This is a genomic window from Nocardia sp. CA-119907 (assembly GCF_050955995.1).
In the GTDB taxonomy this organism is placed as follows: Bacteria; Actinomycetota; Actinomycetes; order Mycobacteriales; family Mycobacteriaceae; genus Nocardia.
This window is the reverse complement of the sequence record NZ_CP192091.1, coordinates 5,780,792-5,799,658: the sequence shown is the minus strand read 5'-3', so window position 1 is coordinate 5,799,658 and position 18,867 is coordinate 5,780,792. Positions and strand designations below refer to the sequence as shown.

Annotated in this window: 12 protein-coding genes; 4 read left to right on the top strand and 8 right to left on the bottom strand. The window is 66.4% G+C overall.

Annotated elements, in window-relative coordinates:
• Nucleotides 1-11: 11 nt before the first annotated feature.
• From ACQP2D_RS25515 to mftR, 6 genes are all read right to left on the bottom strand, one after another.
• The gene (locus tag ACQP2D_RS25515; protein ID WP_433678436.1) at nucleotides 12-2,354 is read right to left on the bottom strand and encodes a SpoIIE family protein phosphatase; all 2,343 of its coding nucleotides are present in this window, start codon (nucleotides 2,352-2,354) and stop codon (nucleotides 12-14) included.
• 93 nt (nucleotides 2,355-2,447) lie between these two features.
• On the bottom strand, nucleotides 2,448-3,086 hold the full coding sequence (locus tag ACQP2D_RS25510; protein ID WP_433678435.1) for a SpoIIE family protein phosphatase: 639 nt from the start codon (nucleotides 3,084-3,086) through the stop codon (nucleotides 2,448-2,450).
• On the bottom strand, nucleotides 3,079-3,504 hold the full coding sequence (locus ACQP2D_RS25505; protein ID WP_330254750.1) for an ATP-binding protein: 426 nt from the start codon (nucleotides 3,502-3,504) through the stop codon (nucleotides 3,079-3,081). Before ACQP2D_RS25505 ends, ACQP2D_RS25510 begins: the two co-directional genes overlap by 8 nt.
• The gene (locus ACQP2D_RS25500; protein ID WP_159930623.1) at nucleotides 3,482-3,871 is read right to left on the bottom strand and encodes an STAS domain-containing protein; all 390 of its coding nucleotides are present in this window, start codon (nucleotides 3,869-3,871) and stop codon (nucleotides 3,482-3,484) included. The genes ACQP2D_RS25505 and ACQP2D_RS25500 overlap by 23 nt, the downstream gene beginning before the upstream one ends.
• Before the next feature lie 12 nt (nucleotides 3,872-3,883).
• Entirely contained in the window at nucleotides 3,884-4,792 is a 909-nt protein-coding gene (locus ACQP2D_RS25495; protein ID WP_357319489.1) for an STAS domain-containing protein, read from the bottom strand.
• Between the two features lie 108 nt (nucleotides 4,793-4,900).
• Nucleotides 4,901-5,518 carry a mycofactocin system transcriptional regulator gene (mftR, locus tag ACQP2D_RS25490; protein WP_433678433.1) on the bottom strand — a complete coding sequence of 206 codons (618 nt, stop codon included), beginning with the start codon at nucleotides 5,516-5,518 and terminating at the stop codon, nucleotides 4,901-4,903.
• A gap of 39 nt (nucleotides 5,519-5,557) precedes the next feature.
• On the opposite strand from mftR, the gene mftE reads away from it, so the two are divergent.
• The gene (gene mftE / locus ACQP2D_RS25485) at nucleotides 5,558-6,289 is read left to right on the top strand and encodes a mycofactocin biosynthesis peptidyl-dipeptidase MftE (protein ID WP_433678432.1); all 732 of its coding nucleotides are present in this window, start codon (nucleotides 5,558-5,560) and stop codon (nucleotides 6,287-6,289) included.
• Complete coding sequence (mftD, locus tag ACQP2D_RS25480) at nucleotides 6,286-7,479, top strand: pre-mycofactocin synthase MftD (RefSeq protein ID WP_433678431.1); 1,194 nt, start codon at nucleotides 6,286-6,288, stop codon at nucleotides 7,477-7,479. Before mftE ends, mftD begins: the two co-directional genes overlap by 4 nt.
• Nucleotides 7,480-7,491: 12 nt before the next feature.
• Here the strand turns inward: mftD and ACQP2D_RS25475 are convergent, their stop codons facing one another.
• Entirely contained in the window at nucleotides 7,492-7,962 is a 471-nt protein-coding gene (locus ACQP2D_RS25475) for a MarR family winged helix-turn-helix transcriptional regulator (RefSeq protein ID WP_433678430.1), read from the bottom strand.
• Between the two features lie 232 nt (nucleotides 7,963-8,194).
• On the opposite strand from ACQP2D_RS25475, the gene ACQP2D_RS25470 reads away from it, so the two are divergent.
• Nucleotides 8,195-9,877, top strand: a complete 1,683-nt coding sequence (locus ACQP2D_RS25470; protein WP_433678429.1) for a fumarate hydratase — start codon at nucleotides 8,195-8,197, stop codon at nucleotides 9,875-9,877.
• A 246-nt stretch (nucleotides 9,878-10,123) separates the two neighbouring features.
• Here ACQP2D_RS25470 and ACQP2D_RS25465 read toward each other — a convergent pair whose 3' ends face one another.
• Nucleotides 10,124-10,285, bottom strand: a complete 162-nt coding sequence (locus tag ACQP2D_RS25465; protein WP_433678427.1) for a class I SAM-dependent methyltransferase — start codon at nucleotides 10,283-10,285, stop codon at nucleotides 10,124-10,126.
• A gap of 383 nt (nucleotides 10,286-10,668) precedes the next feature.
• On the opposite strand from ACQP2D_RS25465, the gene ACQP2D_RS25460 reads away from it, so the two are divergent.
• Complete coding sequence (locus ACQP2D_RS25460) at nucleotides 10,669-18,864, top strand: type I polyketide synthase (protein ID WP_433678426.1); 8,196 nt, start codon at nucleotides 10,669-10,671, stop codon at nucleotides 18,862-18,864.
• Nucleotides 18,865-18,867 lie beyond the last annotated feature (3 nt).

The following is an 18,867-nucleotide window of genomic DNA, read 5'->3' as shown; positions in this document are numbered from 1 at the left end:
CGCTGCATTCGTCATCCAGAAACCTGGCGGTTCGTGCCGCGAAGGGGGTTCGCCACTGGGGATTTGATCGCGGGCAAGGTTACCGACATGCGGACGCGGGTGCCCAATCCGCTGTGATCTATCTCCAATTCTTCCGTCAGCGCGCGCATCATGTCGATGCCGCGCCCGCGCGGACCTGGATCGGCCGAACGTGGTTTCCATGTTCCGGTGTCGGTGACCAAAATGACGACCCGTTCGGTATCGCATTCGGCGGTCAGTTCGACGAGTCCGGTGTCGGTGGTGGCCGCCGTGGCGGAACTCGTGGCCCGGCCGAGCAGTTCGGCCGTCGAGCTCATCACGTGAGTGGCCCGGCCGCCGCCATTGCGGTAGGCGTGTTCGATGCTGTTACTACATGCCTCGTTGGCCGCCGCAATGAGGTCGGAGGCGAGATCGTGCGGTACCGCGGCGGCGGCGAGCCACGCTTTGAGCCGCTTGCGCATGGCCGAGAGCTGATCCGGATCGGCCGGAATCTCCAGCCGCAGCGCGGCGGGCGGTTGCCGGTACACCACCATGGCGACGTCATCGTCGTAGCCAGCGGCCGGACGTAGTCGCGACAGCACCGCGTCGGCGACCTCGCGCGGCAATTTGCCCGCGGTATCGGCGAGCACCGCCGAGATCTTGGCGAAGCTGTCATCGATATCGACGCCGCGCTGTTCGACCAGGCCGTCGGTGAACAGCACCAGTGTCGAACCCGGTGTCAGCGCCGTCGTGGCCTCGGGCCGTCGTGGCGTGTCGAAAGTGGCCAGCGGTACCGCCCGGCCGCCCTCGAGCAGTCGGCCGGGCTGGCCGACGTCGGCGAGAATCGGCGGCATATGTCCCGCGCTGCTATAGCGGACCAGTCCGCGCACCGGATCGAGTACGGCGGCGCATACGGTGGTGCACATCGCGCCGGGAATCCGGCCAGCGACGGTATCGAGTTCCGCGAGCAGCTGCGCCGGACCGGCACCGCGCAGCAGCAAAGCCCTTGCGGCCGTACGCAATTGGCCCATCACGACGGCGGCGGACAAACCACGCCCGACACAGTCGCCGACCACCACCCCGATGGTGCCGTCGCGCAGCGGAACCACGTCGTACCAGTCGCCGCCGATCTCCAATGGTGGCAGCGCGGGCTCGTAGTGCACCGAGAACCGCGGCGGCAGTTCGATCGGACCGAGCATGGCCCGCTGCAGTGTCAGCGAGGTCGAACGCGCCTGATCGAAGTTGCGCGCCCGCTGCACCGCCAGGCTGAGATGGCCGATGAGCAGCGAGAACAGCGTCCAGTCCGCGGCGCTGATGGCGCGCGGCGCGGCGAAGCGCAGCCACAGCGCCGCATCGCCGGTCTCACCGAGCGGTGCGACGATACCCTCGGAACTCTCGGTGCCCTCCGGAATCGCGAACAGGCTGCGCGCCGGTCTGCGCCGGGCCCGGTCCAGCAGTGCCCGCGCACGGGCATCGAGCACGGTGCCCTCCGGAATGCCCTCGGCACCGGAGACATACACCTCAGGCCCGGTATTCCGGTTGGGCCACACCATGACCACCGCGGTCTCCGCGCCGACGGTGCGTCGCAACTCATCGAGTCCGACCGCGAGCACCTCCACCACGCTGGTCGCCGCGCCGACAGCGGTGGCCAGCCGGGAGGCCGCCTGATCGCGGGCCTGCGCATCGTGTTCGGCGGTGACATCGCGGATGGTGCCGACGAAGATCTGCTCGTACTTCTCCGGTTCGACCATCGCGCTGGTGCTCACCGCGAGCCAGACGGTGCGGCCGTCGCGATGTTTGACCGGAATCACGAAACGCTGTGCCTCGGCGCCGAGATCGGGATATCGCGGACCGTCGGGCGTCGACCAGGGATGCGGCAGGGGGAACGGGAGTTCGGCGGCGCCGTATCCGGTCAGCGCGCCGAAGGCGGAGTTGACCTCGATGATGGTGCCGCGCGCGTCGGCCACGAAGAAACCGTCCTGCAGCGATTCCACCAGCGCGGTGCGGAAGGCATCGCGACCCGCGAGATCGTCGATGCGCGAACGCTGTTGCTCGGCACGCCGGGTGCCATCGATATAGCCGCGGGTGGCGATGTCCAGGGCAGCGAGGGTCTGCAGCAGGAATTCCAGTGCGGTCTCGGCGCGTTTGGTGGTGTCGGCCTCGTTCGCGGTGCCCGATTCGGCGGCTTGGACCACGCGGTAATGGTTTTCGGTGAGGTCGAGCAGGCTGATGCCCTCGACCAGGGCGCGACGGCCGAGTTCGTAGCCCTCGGCCAGACCGGCCTGGGTCGGTGAGTTGAGGTGTCGCCGTAGCGCTTGCGCGTACGCGTCGAGGAATGCGGCCAGTGCCGCGCTCATGTCTCCGCCTCGCTAGCGCTCGGCCCCGCCATGACCGCGATTGCGGCTGCGTCGATTGTTCGCTCGCTGCGCTCGCTCATGTCGTCCCGCCGTTCACGCTGGTTCCTCCAGTACGTCGCCCCGGTGACGTGCCGCGAGCACCAAGGCGTCGTCGGTGTCCTTGGCATGCCTGGCCAGGATTTCGGCGGTGATCTCAGCAGTGGATTTGGACAGATCGATGCCGCTGTCGGCGGATTCGGTGACGATGCCGTCGGTCGACATCAGCAGCAGATCGCCGGGGCGCACCGGAACGGTCTGCGCCTGGAGGTTCTGGGGCAGCCGATAGCCGACGATGCCGCCGGTCAGCAGGACCGTCGCGCGCATGGTGAGTCCCACCGGTCCCGCGGTCAGAATCCGGGATTCGACATTGCCGACGCCGAGCCAGTGCACTGTATCGGCCGCCCCGAACAGCGCCAAGGACACTGCCGCACCGCGGGTATCGGCCATGGCCCGATGACACAGCACCATCAGGACATCCAGGGGTTCGGCGCGGTTCTCCGAGAGCACCTGCGCCGCGCGATCGGCGGCGTCCGCGGCCGCCGCACCGTGGCCGAGTCCGTCGAGGACAGCGAAGAGCACCGCGCCACCGCCCGCGTCGAGTACGACGCCGCGATCACCGGAGACCCGCTGGCCGGGCAGGGCGCGACCGGCCACCGCCCATTCGATCCGGCCGATGATCCCGTCCTCATGCACCGTTGGGTACCCACTTCCACATCTCAACCAACGTGCCGCGTCCGGGTGCGGATTCGACGGTGAGACGGTCCATCAGACGGCGCGCGCCGGGCAGGCCGAGTCCGAGCCCGCGGCCGGTGGAGTATCCGTCGTCGAGCGCGCGGGCGATATCGCGAATGCCGGGTCCCTGGTCCTCGGCCTGGACGACCAGCGCCTGGCGACCCTCCCGGTCGTCGACCAGCAAACGTATTTCACCACTGCCCGCGTAGCTGGTGATGTTGCGGGCGATCTCGGAGATCGCCGTCGAGATCATGGTCATATCCGTCAGAGAAAATCCGAGCTTGGCCGCCAGCTCTCGACCGGCTTGACGTGCGATCACGATGTCACCCGACACCTTGACCGCTATCACCAAGTTCTCAGCGGCCACTGTCACGACCATCTCGCTGGCGGCGGGCCGGGGTTTTGCGGTTCAGCCACGCCAAGCCCTCTTCCAAGTCGAGGGCGGTGTGCATGTCCTCGAAGGTGAGACCCAGTTGCACCATGGCGAACGCGACTTCGGGTTGCAACCCGACGATGACCGTTTCGGCACCGCGGAGCTGCGTCATGTGCGCGATGGTACGCAGCGATCTCGCCGCGAACGAATCCATTACGTCGATCGCGGTGACATCGACGATGATGCCGTGCGCACGATACTTGGAGACCTGCTTCATCAGGTCGTCCTGCAGGCGTTCGGTATCGGCATCTGTCAAGGCTGATTGAACCGACGCGATGAGATAGGTGCCCTGTTTGAGTATGGGTACCGGCATGAGCCCGCCCGATTACCGTCCGTCGCGTTCGGTCAGAAGTCGATCGGTCACGCGTGTGACTTCGTAGCCCAACAGACGCTCCGCCTCTTCGATACCGCCCTGGAGATCGCCGACCGCGTTCATCTTCGACAAGTCCAGCCCGATGGTGACCAGGGTGAGCGCGATCTCCGAGGACAGGCCGGTGATGATGACGTTCGCGCCCATCAGGCCGGATGCGTCGACGGTCTGCACCAGGTGGTTGGCCACCGTGGAGTCGATCTGCGGGACACCGGTGATGTCGATCACGACCACCTTGGCGCGGTTGGCGCGAATAGCCCGCAGCAGCTGCTCGGTGAGCTGGCGGGCGCGCTGGCTGTCCAGCACGCCGATGATGGGGAGGATGAGCAGCTGCTCGCGCACCTGCAGCACCGGGGTGGACAGCTCGCGGATGGCTTCCTGCTGTTGCCGGATGACGCGCTCGCGTTCCTGCACGAACGATACGGTCACGGTGTTGGCGATGCGGTTGGCGGCCGGTTCGTAGGCGTCGAGCACATGGTTGAGCAGCTCGAAGTTGGACTGATACTTCTCGAAGAGGCTGCGCGCCAGCACATCACGCAGCAGCAGGACGATGCCGATGACCTCATCGGTCTCGACGCCTCGCGGAATGATGCGTTCGGACAGGTCGCGCGCGTAGGCCTGCAGCGCCTCGGCGCTACCGGTTTCGAGCACCTCGACGTAGTTGTCGTAGACGGAGGTGGCCTCGGAGAAGATCTCCTCGGGCGTCATGGCGGAGAGCAGCTGGGCGTCACCGATGCGGCGGGCCCATTCTTCGCGCAGTGCGGTGCGGTTCTGGCGCAGATGCTCAACGAGCTGCGGCAGCAGGTTGTCGATCGTCCCAGCGGGCAGCGAGTCCGCCGAAAGGCTCATGGACACCTCGGACATGGAAATTCCAGCCCCTTTCGACGGGTTTGTCGGGATAGTCGTGCGTTCGGCTGCTCGCCGATACCGAGCCTAGTCTTACCCCATCGGGGTCGCCGGTGAAACCTGACGCTAGCCCGCCGGTAGATCCGTATTCCGTTCGTCCGGCGCGAATCCACGTGCCAGTGCCGCGAGCGCCTCGTCGAGATAAACGGTGAGGTCGGCGTCGGCCCTGGCGAGCCAGGCGTCGAAGGCGGCGCGGGCGGCGGCCAGGGTGGTGCGGCCGACGGCAAGGGGGAGCAGACCGTCCTCCGGCTCGCCGAGCCTGCGCGCGGCGAAGGCGCTCACCGCCCGTTCCCATGCGTCGTAGTGCGCGCCGGCGGTGGCGGCGAGTGCGGGAATGCTGCCGACCAACTGCATGCGAACGCGCAGTTCGGGGACGTCCTCGGCGCGATATCGATTGGCGTTCACCACGACTCGGCGCACGGCGGTCATCATCGGCAGCTCGTCGGGCACCGTGGCGAAGGCCGCGCGCAGGGCCGCGACCTCGTCGTCGAACTGGTACCAGAGCACCTCGGCCTTGGTGGGGAAGTAGCGGAAGAAGGTGCGTCCGCTGATGCCCGCGGTCGCGGCGATCTGTTCGACGGTGGTTTCGTCGAAGCCCTGTTCGGTGAACAACCGCATGGCGATCAGTTCGAGTTCGCGCTTGCTCGTCCCGCGTGGCCGGCCGCGCACTCTGGCATCTGTCACGGTATTGATTATGTCAGTGACTGACGATAATCTCGCGGCATGTCGGAAAGTGTCGCGGACCACAGTGTGGCCGTGGCGCGGCTCACGTCGCCGGAGGCGGGTGAGCGCGCCGCCGCGGGCGTAATCCTGGCCGTGCCGGTGGGAGCCACCGAACAGCATGGACCGCATCTGCCGCTGTCCACCGATACCGATATCGCGGTGGCGTTGTGTGCCCGATTGTCCGGAGCGCGGCCGGATGTGCTTGTGGCACCGGCGATTCCGTACGGATCCAGTGGTGAGCACGCGGGATTCGCTGGCACGTTGTCCATCGGGCAGGCCGCGCTGGAGTTGCTGATCGTGGAGTTGTGCCGTTCGGCCACCGATAGTTTCGACCGCATCGTGCTCATCAGCGGGCACGGCGGAAATCTCGAACCGCTGCGCAAGGCGGAGGCGCTGCTGCGCGGCGAATCGCGGGATGTTCGGGTGTACATGCCGCGCTATCGGGGCGATCCGCACGCGGGTCGCGCCGAGACCTCGATGCAACTGGCATTGCGGCCGGATTCGGTGCGAACCGATCTGGCCGTCGCGGGCGATACCAGGCCGCTGCCCGAGATCCTGCCCCTGCTGCGCACCGGCGGCGTGCGCGCGGTGAGCGCCAATGGCGTACTCGGCGATCCGGCGGGTGCCAGCGCCGAGGAGGGCGCCGCCCTGCTCGACCAACTGACCGCTGACCTGAACGAACAGATCCGGCTGTGGTGGCCGGCGGCTTCCCCGAAAGGACCCCTCTCGTGAACCCCTGGTTCGAAACCGTTGCCGAAGCGCAGCGGCGGGCAAAGAAACGACTACCGAAGTCGGTGTATGGCGCGCTGATCGCCGGATCCGAGCGCGGCCAAACTATCGATGAGAATGAGCGGGCCTTCACCGAACTCGGCTTCGCGCCGCACTGCGCGGGCCCGATCGGCGACCGCGACCAGTCGACAACCGTACTGGGACAGCAGCTTTCGATGCCCGTACTGATCTCGCCCACCGGTGTGCAGGCGGTGCATCCGGACGGTGAGGTGGCCGTGGCGCGCGCGGCCGCGGCCCGCGGCATCGCCATGGGACTCAGTTCCTTCGCGAGCAAGCCCATCGAGGAGGTCATCGCGGCGAATCCGGCGACCTTCTTCCAGCTGTACTGGTGCGGTTCGAAAGATGAGATCCTGCAACGGATGTCGCGCGCCAAGGCGGCGGGTGCGGTCGGTCTGATCCTGACCCTGGACTGGTCCTTCTCGCACGGGCGCGACTGGGGCAGCCCGGTGATCCCGGAAAAGCTCGACCTGAAGACCATGCTGACATTCGCGCCGCAGACGCTGGCGCGGCCGCGCTGGCTGGCGACTTACATTCGGTCCGGGCACATTCCGGATCTCACCGCGCCGAATATGGCCGTCGGCGACGGACCGGCACCCGGCTTTTTCGGTGCGTACGGTGAGTGGATGGGCACGCCAGCGCCGGATTGGGCGGATGTGGCGTGGATCTGCGAGCAGTGGGGTGGTCCGGTCATGCTCAAGGGCGTGATGCGCGTCGACGATGCGCGGCGGGCGGTCGATGCCGGGGTCGCGGCGATCTCGGTGTCCAACCACGGCGGCAATAATCTCGATGGCACGCCGGCGGCGATCCGGGCCCTGCCCGTGGTGGCCGATGCGGTCGGGTCGCAGATCGAGGTGGTGCTCGATGGCGGAATCCGGCGCGGCAGCGATGTGGTGAAGGCGGTGGCGCTGGGGGCACGCGCGGTAATGATCGGACGGGCCTATCTGTGGGGCCTGGCCGCGAACGGGCAGGCGGGTGTCGAGAATGTGCTCGACATCCTGCGCGGCGGTATCGATTCGGCACTGTTGGGACTGCGCAAGACCGGTGTCGGCGAGCTCGATCGCGGCGATCTGGTGGTGCCGGACGGGTTCGAACGGGCGCTCGGTGTGCCGGCGCGAGCCGTACAGTCGGCTTGACCGGCGGGCGGGTTATTCGGGGGCGGCGGCTCTTCGATGATGGGTGAGCAGCGTGTCGTAGATATCGGCGAGGGCGGCCAATTGCTGGCGGTCGAGGACGTCGACCATATGTCTGCGCACGCTGCGCACGTGCGCGGGTGCGGCGGTGGCCAGCACCTCCGCGCCGCGCGGGGTGAGCCGCGCCGCGGTACGGCGGGCATCGTCGGGAATCGGTTCCCTGGCCACCAGCGCGCGCTTCTCCATGCGGGTGATCTGATGGGAGAGCCTGCTCTGCGACCATTCGAGTTTGGTGGCCAGATCGGCGAAGGTGAGTCGGTGATCGGGTGCGTCGGCCAGATAGGCGAGCACCGAGTATTCGACGTAGGTGAGGTTCGACTCGCGGGATGAGTCGCGCCCGACCGCGGCGGCGATGAGGTCGCGGGTGCGCACATATCCCACCCACGCACGCATTTCGACATCATCGAGCCAGTGGGGATCGGTCACGAGTGCGCTCCAAACTCTGACATGTCAGGTGGATTGTCGCGCCGCGTTTGTCGCGCGACAACTGCCAGATCTGAGAGGTAGCACTGCTGGGGTTGAACGTGCAACCTTTTGGACCGATGCACCGAGTGAGGCTTGCCTAAGCAATGGTTGGCCGGTGATCGGCCGATACGCTCGTCGTGCTCGTGACCAGCCTGCGTAGACCGATCCCAGGCCCGCCCGAAGGAGTGCGTCCGTGACCGCGCCGGATTTCCGCTATTCAGATCTGCTGCCGATCGGCGCCGACGACACCCCCTACCGGTTGATCACCACCGAGGGCGTCAACACCTTCGAACACAACGGCCGCACCTTCCTGCAGGTCGAGCCCGAGGCGCTGCGCCTGCTCACCGCCGAGGCGATGCACGACATCAGCCACTACCTGCGGCCCGCGCACCTGTCCCAGCTGCGCCGGATCATCGATGATCCCGAGGCCAGCGGCAATGACCGCTTCGTCGCGCTGGACCTGCTCAAGAATGTGAACATCTCCGCGGGCGGCATCCTGCCGATGTGCCAGGACACCGGTACCGCGATCGTCATGGGCAAGAAGTCCGAGGGCGTGCTGACCGGTGTGGACGACGCCGAATGGATCAGCCGCGGTGTATTCGACGCGTACACCAAGCTGAACCTGCGCTACTCGCAGCTCGCGCCGATCACCATGTGGGACGAGAAGAACACCGGCACCAATCTGCCCGCGCAGATCGAGTTGTACTCCACGCCGGGCGATCCCGCGCATCCGTCCTACAAGTTCCTCTTCATGGCCAAGGGTGGCGGTTCGGCCAATAAGTCGTTCCTGTACCAGGAAACCAAGGCCGTGCTCAATCCCACGCGCATGCTGGAGTTCCTGGACGAGAAGATCCGTTCGCTCGGCACCGCGGCCTGTCCGCCTTATCACCTCGCCGTGGTGATCGGCGGCACCAGCGCCGAATTCGCTTTGAAGACCGCCAAATACGCCTCCGCGCACTACCTGGACAACCTGCCCACCGAGGGTTCCATGGCCGCGCACGCGTTCCGCGATCTCGAGCTGGAAGAGGAAGTCTTCAAGCTCACCCAGGAGTTCGGTATCGGCGCGCAATTCGGCGGTAAGTACTTCTGCCACGATGTGCGCGTGGTGCGCCTGCCGCGCCACGGCGCCAGCTGCCCGGTGGCGATCGCGGTGTCGTGTTCGGCGGACCGCCAGGCGCTGGCCAAGATCACCCCGGAGGGTGTGTTCCTGGAGCAGCTAGAGCGCGAGCCCGCGCAGTACCTGCCGGAGCAGACCGACGCCATTCTCGGTGGCGATGTGGTCAAGATCGACCTGAACCGGCCGATGGACGAAATCCGCGCCGAACTCTCGAAATACCCGGTGAAGACCCGGCTTTCGCTGACCGGCCCGCTGGTGGTGGCGCGCGATATCGCGCACGCCAAGATCAAGGAGCGGCTCGACGCGGGTGAGCCGATGCCGCAGTACCTGCGCGATATGGCCGTCTACTACGCCGGCCCGGCCAAGACGCCCGAGGGCTACGCCTCCGGTTCGTTCGGCCCGACCACCGCCGGGCGCATGGACTCCTATGTCGACCAATTCCAAGCTGCCGGTGGGTCTTTCGTCATGCTGGCCAAGGGCAACCGCTCCGCGCAGGTGACCAAGGCGTGCAAGGAGCACGGCGGCTTCTATCTCGGCTCCATCGGCGGACCCGCCGCGCGGCTGGCACTGGACTGCATCAAGTCCGTCGAGGTGCTCGAATATCCCGAGCTCGGTATGGAAGCGGTCTGGAAGATCGAGGTCGAGGATTTTCCGGCGTTCATCGTCGTGGACGACAAGGGCAACGACTTCTTCGCCGAAACCCAGAAGCCGATCGCGTTGCGGGTGCGGACGCGCTCCAAAGAACGCGTCACGCCGTAGCTCGATGACGGGTCTGGTCGGTGGAATCCGGCCAGACCTGGTAGGTCGGGGCGAGACGCGTGTGCAACGCTCATGAATCCGCATGGGCGCCCTGCTGATACGCCCGAGGTCGTAATCGAGTACCTCTGTTCCTACTCATCTGGTCCGAGGTGTTCGACCAGGTCGAGGTGTGGCCGGAGAGCACCTTGGGCAGCGGCCCCGGGGCGATACCGGATCGGAGCGGCTGCCCGATTCGCTCGACTCGCTTCATGTGGTGACGTGCGCGGCGGGATCGATGGTCACCTCGGTGATCGCATGGTGGACCTCGAAGACCCGAGTATCGCCGAGTTCGGAAGCGAAACGGTGCGCGCGCGTGTCGAAGTCCGCGCCCAGCACGACCACATCATGGCAGGTCCGGCTGCTGGTCATTCGGCGGCGCGAGTTGACAACCTGCCGCGCCGGTTGGCGGATGTCTCGACCATGACCTAGCATCGGGTACGGGTAACCGGAATCATCCTGGGGAACAGGCCTTTTGGCTTCTTCCGCCGGGTCGACGGCGTTATGGGAGTTACGCCGTCCACTTTTCTTTGGGGGGGTGCAATGTGCCTGCGTGTTCCGTCCGTGACGGCTCGAGAGTCGGGTAACCAGCCCGCGAGCAAGCGCTCGATCTCGCTCATCCGTCAGCGATCGACGGCGAACGCCGATGTGCCACCAGCGTCGTCATAGTTGCGGCCCGGCCTTGTCGTACCCGGATCTTGTTGTGCCCGGATCCCGTTGTTGCCGAACTGTTTTGGTGAAACTCGAAGGATGACATGAGCCAGTACGGAAGTGACGCCTACCGCAGTGGTGATATCGCAATAGTCGGCATGTCCTGCCGGTTTCCCGGGGCCAGCTCCCCGGACGAGTTCTGGCACCTGTTGCGCAGCGGCACGGAAATGATCGCAACGCCATCGGATATACGAGCCGAGGGCGAGTTGAAGGACGTCGCCGGCGGCTATATCGACGACGTCGACGCGTTCGACGGACGGTTCTTCGGTCTGTCCGCGCAGGAATGCGCGGCGATGGATCCACAGCAGCGGATCATGCTGGAATTGAGCTGGGAGGCGCTCGAACGAGCTGGCAGCGACCGCGCAGAACTCGACCGTCGCCGGGTCGGTGTGTTCACCGGAGTCTCCGGCGGTGACTACGCCGTACTCCTTTCGCGCGCGGCTGAATCCGCACCGACCGCCTACTCGCTCGCCGGGACCAATGCCGGGATTGTCGCCAATCGGATTTCCTATGCCTTCGGGTTCGGCGGGCCGAGCATGTCGGTCGACGCGTGTCAATCCTCGGCACTGGCCGCGGTGCATCTTGCGTGTCGCAGCATCATCTCGGGCGAATCGGATCTCGCACTGGCCGGCGGAATTCAGCTGAACCTCGCGATCGAGAGCCACGAGGCGATGTCCCGGCTCGGGGTGATTTCCCCGGACAATCGCTGCTTTGCTTTCGACAGCCGGGCGAACGGCACCGTCCGCGGCGAAGGGGGCGGCATGCTCGTGCTCGAGCGGGTCGAAGACGCGATCGAGCACGAGCACCACATCCATGCCGTGATTCGCGCGAGCGTCGTCAACAACAATGGCGCAGGTCCTGCATTGGCCACGCCCAGTGCCACCGCGCAGGCGGCATTGCTGCGGCAGGCCATGGCCGCGGCCCAGGTCACGCCGGACGACGTCGGATACGTCGAACTGCACGGCACGGGCACACCGGTGGGCGATGCCGCGGAAGCAGCGGCGCTCCGAACTGTCTTCGATGCGCGCGCGGCGCGGAGTCCGCTCCGCATGGGCTCGGTGAAAGCGAATATCGGTCACCTCGGCGCCGCAGCGGGCATAGCCGGTTTGATCAAGGCGGCACTGGCCTTGGAGCACGAGCAGTTTCCGCCGCAGATCAACTTCGACGCTCCGGCCGCGAGTGAGTGGCTCACGGACCGGCGCTTCGAGATGCCCACCACACCGACGGCGTGGGACGCGCCGCATCACCCGAGGGTGGCCGGGGTGTCATCGTTCGGGATCGGCGGCACGAATGCGCATGTGATACTCGGACAGGCGCCGGAACCGATCACGCGAGGCGCCGAAGGGGATACCGGCTCCGATTCCTATGCGGGCCAATCAATGTCGAAGGTCATCCCTTGGGTGATCTCGGCACGGTCGCCGGTCGCACTGCAGGGGCAGGCGCAACGGCTGTCAGAGTTCGTATCGGCGCACAGCGGCCTGCCTGAGGCCGACGTGGCGGCCGCTTTGTCGCGGCGGTCGCGGTTCGAGTATCGGTCGGTGGTATTCGGAAGTGACCGCGGCGAACTGCTCGCGGGCCTCGGATCGGTGGTGCGCGGCGATGAGCCGGACAGCGATGTCGTGCACGGTCGAGTCCGGACATCGGGCAAGACGGTGTTCGTGTGTCCGGGGCCGGGTTCGCAGTGGGCGGCCATGGGTCGGGAGCTGTTCGATTCGTCGGAGGTGTTCGCGGGTCGGATACGGGCGTGCGCGGCGGTGATCGACCCGCTGGTGGATTGGTCGTTACTCGCCGTGGTGCGGGGTTCGGCGGGGGCTGCGTCGCTGGAACGTATCGATGTGGTTCAGCCGGTGTTGTTCGCGATGACGGTTTCGCTGGCCGAGATGTGGCGCGGTGCCGGAGTCCAACCGGATGCCGTGGTGGGGAGCGCGCACGGCGAAGTCGCCGCGGCTCATCTCGCAGGCATGTTGACCCTGGAGGATGCCGCGCGCATTGTGGTGGCGCGGTCGCGGTTGGTCGCCGAAGAGACGATGGGGCAGGGGCACACCAGGGTGTCGGCGCCGGAGTCGGTGGCGAGCCGCGAAAGATTCCTGGAGCTGCTCGCCGGGCTGCGGCCGGCGGCGGGATCGGCGACCTTCTACTCGACGGTGTGGGATCGGCCGATAACAGGGACGGCACTCGGTGCCGAGTACTGGTATGAAAACTACCGGCATCCGGTCCTTTTCGAGCGCACGGTGCAGCGGCTTCTCGACGATGACTTCGACCGCTTCATCGAAATGAGTCCGCACCCGGTGCTGGTGGCCGCGATCGACGAGATCGCCACCGAGCGGGCCGCCTCGGTGCTGGCCGTCGGGTCGATCCGGCGCGCGGACGGCGGCTGGAAACGATTTGTCACCTCGCTGGCCGAAGCGTTCACCGCGGGTGTGGACGTGGATTGGTCGGCACTCGCCGTCGGCGTCGGCCGTCGGGTGGATCTGCCGACGTATGCGTTCGATCGGCAACGCTACTGGCTCAGCGCGGATCGGGACGAGGTGCCGGTGCCTACGGCCGGCGGTTCGGCTGGCGGCGATGCCCCGCTCGGCTTCGACGCCGTATTGGAGCTGGTACGCAGACAGACTGCCCTCGTGTCCGGACACTCCGGGTCGGAGGACATCGATCCGGACACAGCGTTCGAAGATTCGGGATTCGGCTCCCTCGACGTCGTCGAGTTGCGGAATCGGCTGGTCGCGGCGATCGACGTGCCGCTGCCTCGAACCGCGGTGTTCGATTACCCGACCCCGAGGCGCCTCGCCCAGTTCATCGTCACCGGGGCCACCGGCAATACCGGGTCTCGGGAAACCGAGACTGTGACAGCCGTTTCCGACGATCCCATTGTGATCGTCGGTGTGGGGTGCCGTTTTCCGGGTGGGGTGGATTCGGCGGCAGGTTTGTGGGAGCTCGTGGTGAGTGGCCGCGATGTCATCGGCGACTTCCCGGTCGATCGGGGGTGGCCCGAGGATCTCTACGATCCGGATCCGGATGCGGCGGGCAAGTCGACGGTGAGATCGGGTGGTTTCGTCTACGACGCCGCCGATTTCGACGCGGCGTTCTTCGGGATCAGCCCGCGCGAGGCGGTGGCGGTGGATCCCCAGCAGCGGCTGATGCTGGAGACGTCGTGGGAGGCGCTGGAGAACGCCGGCATCGATCCGGAAAGCCTGCGTGGCACCTCGACCGGAGTGTTCGCCGGAGTGATGTACGAAAACTACGGGCTGCCCGAGTCCGCACCGGCGAATGTGGAGGGCGCGGTGTTGATCGGCAGCGCGGGCAGCGTGATGTCGGGGCGCGTGTCGTACTCCTTGGGCCTGGAAGGTCCTGCGGTGTCGGTGAATACCGCGTGTTCGTCATCGTTGGTCGCGATGCATTTGGCGGCGCAGTCGCTGCGCTCGGGAGAGTGCGCGCTCGCGCTCGCCGGCGGTTCGACCGTGCTTGCTGTCCCGGCCGTTTTCACGGAGTTCAGCAGGCGGCGCGGGATGTCTCCGGATGGCCGGTGTAAGTCGTTCGCGGAGTCGGCGGATGGCACGGGGTGGTCGGAGGGCGCGGGCGTGCTGGTCTTGGAGCGGTTGTCGGATGCGCGGCGCAATGGTCGGCGGGTGCTGGCGGTGGTGCGTGGTTCGGCGGTGAATCAGGACGGTGCGAGTAATGGTTTGACCGCGCCGAATGGTCCGTCACAGCAACGCGTTATCGGTGCGGCGCTGGCGAGTGCGGGGTTGTCGGCCGCCGAGGTGGATGCGGTCGAAGCTCACGGCACGGGTACCACACTGGGCGATCCGATCGAGGCGAACGCCTTGCTGGCAACCTATGGGCAGGGGCGGCCCAGCGATGATCCGGTGTGGTTGGGGTCGATCAAGTCGAATATGGGTCATACCCAGGCTGCCGCTGGTGTCGCCGGGGTGATCAAAATGATCATGGCGATGCGGCACGGTGTGCTGCCGCGAACCTTGCATGTGGATGCACCATCGTCACAAGTGGATTGGTCGGGGGGTGCGGTGCGGTTGCTGACCGAGGCCCGGCTGTGGGATACCCCGGCGGGTCGGCCACGGCGGGCGGGTGTGTCGTCGTTCGGGATCAGTGGCACCAATGCGCACGTCATCATCGAGCAGGCACCCGAGTCGGATCCGCAACCCGAACAGCTCGGGACACAGAGTGTTTCACCGGTTGTGCCGTGGGTGTTGTCGGCGAAGTCGGCTACGGCGTTGCGTGCTCAGGCCGAGCGGCTGCTGGAATTCGTTTCGGCGGACCCCGCCCTGGCGGCCGTCGACGTCGGCACCACGCTGATCGGACGCTCCAGGTTCGGCCATCGAGCGGTGGTCGTCGGGCGCGATCGCGACGAGTTGCTGGCGGGCCTCACGGCGGTGGCCCGCGCGGCAGCGCCGGTGGGGGCGGGACCCGCTGCGGCACAGGGAAAGACAGCGTTCGTCTTTCCCGGGCAGGGTTCGCAATGGGTCGGCATGGGCCGAGGTCTATATGCCGAGTTCCCGGTATTCGCAACGGCTTTCGATGAGGTCGTCGCCGAACTGGATCGCTTCATGGATCGATCGGTTCGCGATATCGTGTGGCGCGACGATCTGGAATCCGCCGAAGAACTGCTGGCCGCCACGGAGTTCGCGCAGGCGGGGCTGTTCGCGATCGAGGTGGCGCTGTTTGCGTTGTTGCGCGCCTGGGGGATTCGCCCGGACATTCTGATCGGGCATTCCGTCGGAGAGATTGCCGTTGCGCATGTCGCGGATGTGCTGTCGCTGTCGGACGCGGCCAAAGTTGTCGCTGTGCGTGGCCGCCTGATGCAGGCGCTGCCAACGGGTGGGGCCATGCTCGCGGTCGACGCCTCGGTGGATGAGGTCTCGGCGGTGCTGCCAGCGGGTACGGATATCGCCGCCGTAAATGGACCGCGTGCGGTCGTGGTGTCGGGCGTCGAGGCGGCCGTCGCCGCGGTGGAAGCGCATTTCGCCGGTTCGGGCCGCAGGTTGCGCCGGTTGAAGGTGTCGCACGCGTTCCACTCGGCGCTGATGGAGCCGATGCTCGGCGAGTTCGCGGCCGCCATCGCCGGAATCGAGGTCCACCCACCGCGCATTCCGATCGCGGCCAACCTGACGGCTCGAATCGTCGATCCGAACGAGCCTGCCGTTGTGAACCATGCGGAGGCCGGAATCGTCTACGGCACACCGGAGTATTGGGTATCGCACGTGCGCGGCACGGTGCGTTTCGGCGACAGTATCGCGGCGTCCAGCACGGCCGGAGTGACCCGGTTCTTGGAAGTCGGACCGGGCACGGCCTTGACGAGCATGATTACCGCGGCGCAGCCGAGCGCGGTGGCGGTCGCGTTGGTGCGTGCCGGTCAATCTGAGCCGGTTTCGCTGGCGTCGGGTGTTGGGCGGCTACACACCGCGGGCGTGGATGTGGACTGGCGGGTGTTACTCGGCGGTCGTGGTCGGTGGGTGGAGTTGCCGGCCTACGCGTTCGAGCGGCAGCGGTATTGGCTGGAATCTGTTCGGGGTGGTGGTGATCCGGCGGCGTTGGGTTTGGTCGGTGCGGGGCATCCGTTGCTGGGCGCGGTGCTCGACAGCGCTGCCGACGGCGGTGTGGTGCTGACCGGATGGCTTTCCCGGGTGTCGCAGCCGTGGCTGGTCGATCATTCCATATGGGGGGCAGTGGTTTTCCCGGGCGCGGGGTTGGTGGAGCTTGCTGCCGCAGCGGGTGATCGGGTCGGTTGCCCGGTGGTGGGTGAGTTGTTGTTGCAGGCGCCGTTGGTATTGCCCGAGGTCGGCGGTGTGCGGGTGCAGGTGGTGGTCGGGGGTGCGCAGGACTCCGGCGAGCGGATCGTGCGGGTGTTCTCCCGGTCCGATGATGGTGCCTCGCAGGCGGATTCGTGGACGTTGCATGCGCAGGGGTCGCTGCACAGTGAACAGCTGATAGCCGTTGGGCAGGCCTCGGCGCGTTCGTGGCCGCCGCGGGATGCGGTGGCGGTCGATCTCGACGGTTTGTATGCGCGTCTTGCCGAGCGTGGGTATGAATATGGTCCGGCGTTTCAGGGTTTGTCGGCGGTGTGGCGCGTCGGCGATGAGATCCATGCCGAGGTGAATCTGCCGGAGTCCGTTGCACGGCAAGCAGATTCGTTCCTGGTTCATCCAGCACTGCTGGACGCGGTCCTGCATGCCATATTGCTTTCCGATGCCGGCACTGGAGGGGAACTGGGCCTGGTGCTGCCCTTCGCCTGGACCGGTGTCACTGTCCATGCCCACGGCGCCACCGGTGTGCGGGTACATGTCACGACAACAATCGGCGACGCTGGTACGAGCGTGTCGTTGCTGGTGGCCGACAGCCTCGGACGGCCGGTCGTCACCGTCGACGAACTGGTGATGCGCCCGATTTCGCGGGAACAGCTACGGTCGGCAATGCCTGGACACGGTGCGGGACTGCATCAGGTGGATTGGGTGGGGCTGTCCGGGGAAGCGCGAAGGGCTCCGAGTTCCGGCACGGAAGTGCGGGTAGATCTCGACGGGTTCGACGCTGTCCTGGACGAAGCAGCGGCCCCGGATACATGCATCGTGGAGTGCCGCGTCGTCGGTGATGTGGGTGTGGTGTCGGCGGTGCATGTGGTGGTTGGTCGGGTGTTGTCGGTGGTGCAGCGTTGGTTGGCTGGTGGTGGGGGTCGGTTGGTGGTGGTGACGCGGGGTGCGGTCGCGTGTGGTGTTGGGGAGTCGGTGTCGGATGTGGTGGGTGCGGCGGTGTGGGGTTTGTTGCGGTCGGCGCAGTCGGAGTATCCGGGGCGGATCGTGTTGGTGGATGTGGAGGATTGGGATTCCGATTTGCCTACGGGTGAGTTGTTGGGTGTGGAACCGCAGTTGGCGGTTCGTGGGGGACGAGTTCGTGTGCCGAGGCTTTCTCGGGTGGGGGCTGGGGCCTCGGTGGTGGGTGGTTTTGGGGTGGGGACTGTGTTGGTGACCGGTGGTACCGGTGGTTTGGGTGCGGTGGTGGCTCGGCATCTGGTGGCTGAGTACGGGGTGCGGCGTTTGGTGTTGGTGAGTCGTCGCGGGTTGGCGGCGCCGGGTGCGGTGGAGTTGGTGGACGAGCTCACCGGGTTTGGTGCGCAGGTTGAAGTAGCCGCTTGCGATGTCGCGGATCGGTCGGCGTTGGAGCGCGTGTTGGTCGGGATTCCTGCGGATCGTCCGTTGACCGGTGTGGTGCATGCGGCGGGTGTGCTCGATGACGGTGTGCTGTCGTCGTTGACGGTGGATCGGGTTGATGCGGTGTTGGCGGCGAAGGCTGATGCGGCGTGGTTTTTGCACGAGTTGACGGCGGATCTGGGTTTGGCGGGGTTTGTGTTGTTTTCGTCGGTGGCGGCGACGTTGGGTACTGCGGGTCAGGCGGGTTATGCGTCGGCGAATGCGTTTTTGGATGGTTTGGCTTCGTATCGGCGTGGTTCGGGTTTGGCGGCTACTTCCATCGCCTGGGGACTCTGGGAATCCACCGGCATGGGGTCGGAGCTCACCGATGCCGACCTGGCGCGGATGCGGCGCACCGGAATCGCCGCACTCACCGAATCCGACGGATTGGCACTGTTCGACGCCGCTCTCACCTCGCAACGTCCCGAGGTGGTCGCTGGGCGCTGGGACACAGTGGAGTTGGCCGCGCGGGCAAAAGCGGGTCAGCTGCCCGCCTTTCTCGCGGCGCTGACGCCCGCGCGGCGAACAGCGGCCAACCAGGCGCCGGCACAGACTTTGCTCCAGCGGCTCGGTACCGGGTCCGCAGCACAGACCCGGCAGTTGCTGCACGAACTGGTTGCCACCGAGGTCGCGGCGGTACTCGGTCACTCCGATACGACCGGTATCGATGCCGGGCAATCGTTCCAGGAACTCGGCTTCGATTCGTTGACCACGCTCGATCTACGCAATCGGCTGGCCGGCGCTACCGGCATCAACCTGCCGCCCACGCTGGCCTTCGATCACACCACCACAACCGCGATCACACAGTATCTCCTCGACCGGATCGGCGATTCCGAAGCGGAGCCGGACGAGACAGCGGAGATAAAACGACTGGTGGATTCGATCCCGGCGGAAACACTGCGGCAGTCGGGCATATTGCGCCTGCTCGAAAGACTTTCGGCAACCAATGAATCCGGACTCCCGCAGGTCGAGGGGAGTGAGACGGACGAGTTCGACGAGATGTCGGTCGACGATCTGATCGGCTACGTGTCCGGTAGGGAATAGCTC

Bases quoted from the DNA above. Each gene is read 5' to 3' on its own strand.
- ACQP2D_RS25515 (WP_433678436.1), bottom strand. From the start codon at position 2,354: ATGAGCGCGGCACTGGCCGCATTCCTCGACGCGTACGCGCAAGCGCTA.
- ACQP2D_RS25505 (WP_330254750.1), bottom strand. From the start codon at position 3,504: ATGGTCGTGACAGTGGCCGCTGAGAACTTGGTGATAGCGGTCAAGGTG.
- ACQP2D_RS25500 (WP_159930623.1), bottom strand. From the start codon at position 3,871: ATGCCGGTACCCATACTCAAACAGGGCACCTATCTCATCGCGTCGGTT.
- ACQP2D_RS25495 (WP_357319489.1), bottom strand. From the start codon at position 4,792: ATGTCCGAGGTGTCCATGAGCCTTTCGGCGGACTCGCTGCCCGCTGGG.
- mftE (WP_433678432.1), top strand. From the start codon at position 5,558: ATGTCGGAAAGTGTCGCGGACCACAGTGTGGCCGTGGCGCGGCTCACG.
- ACQP2D_RS25465 (WP_433678427.1), bottom strand. From the start codon at position 10,285: ATGACCAGCAGCCGGACCTGCCATGATGTGGTCGTGCTGGGCGCGGAC.
- ACQP2D_RS25460 (WP_433678426.1), top strand. From the start codon at position 10,669: ATGAGCCAGTACGGAAGTGACGCCTACCGCAGTGGTGATATCGCAATA.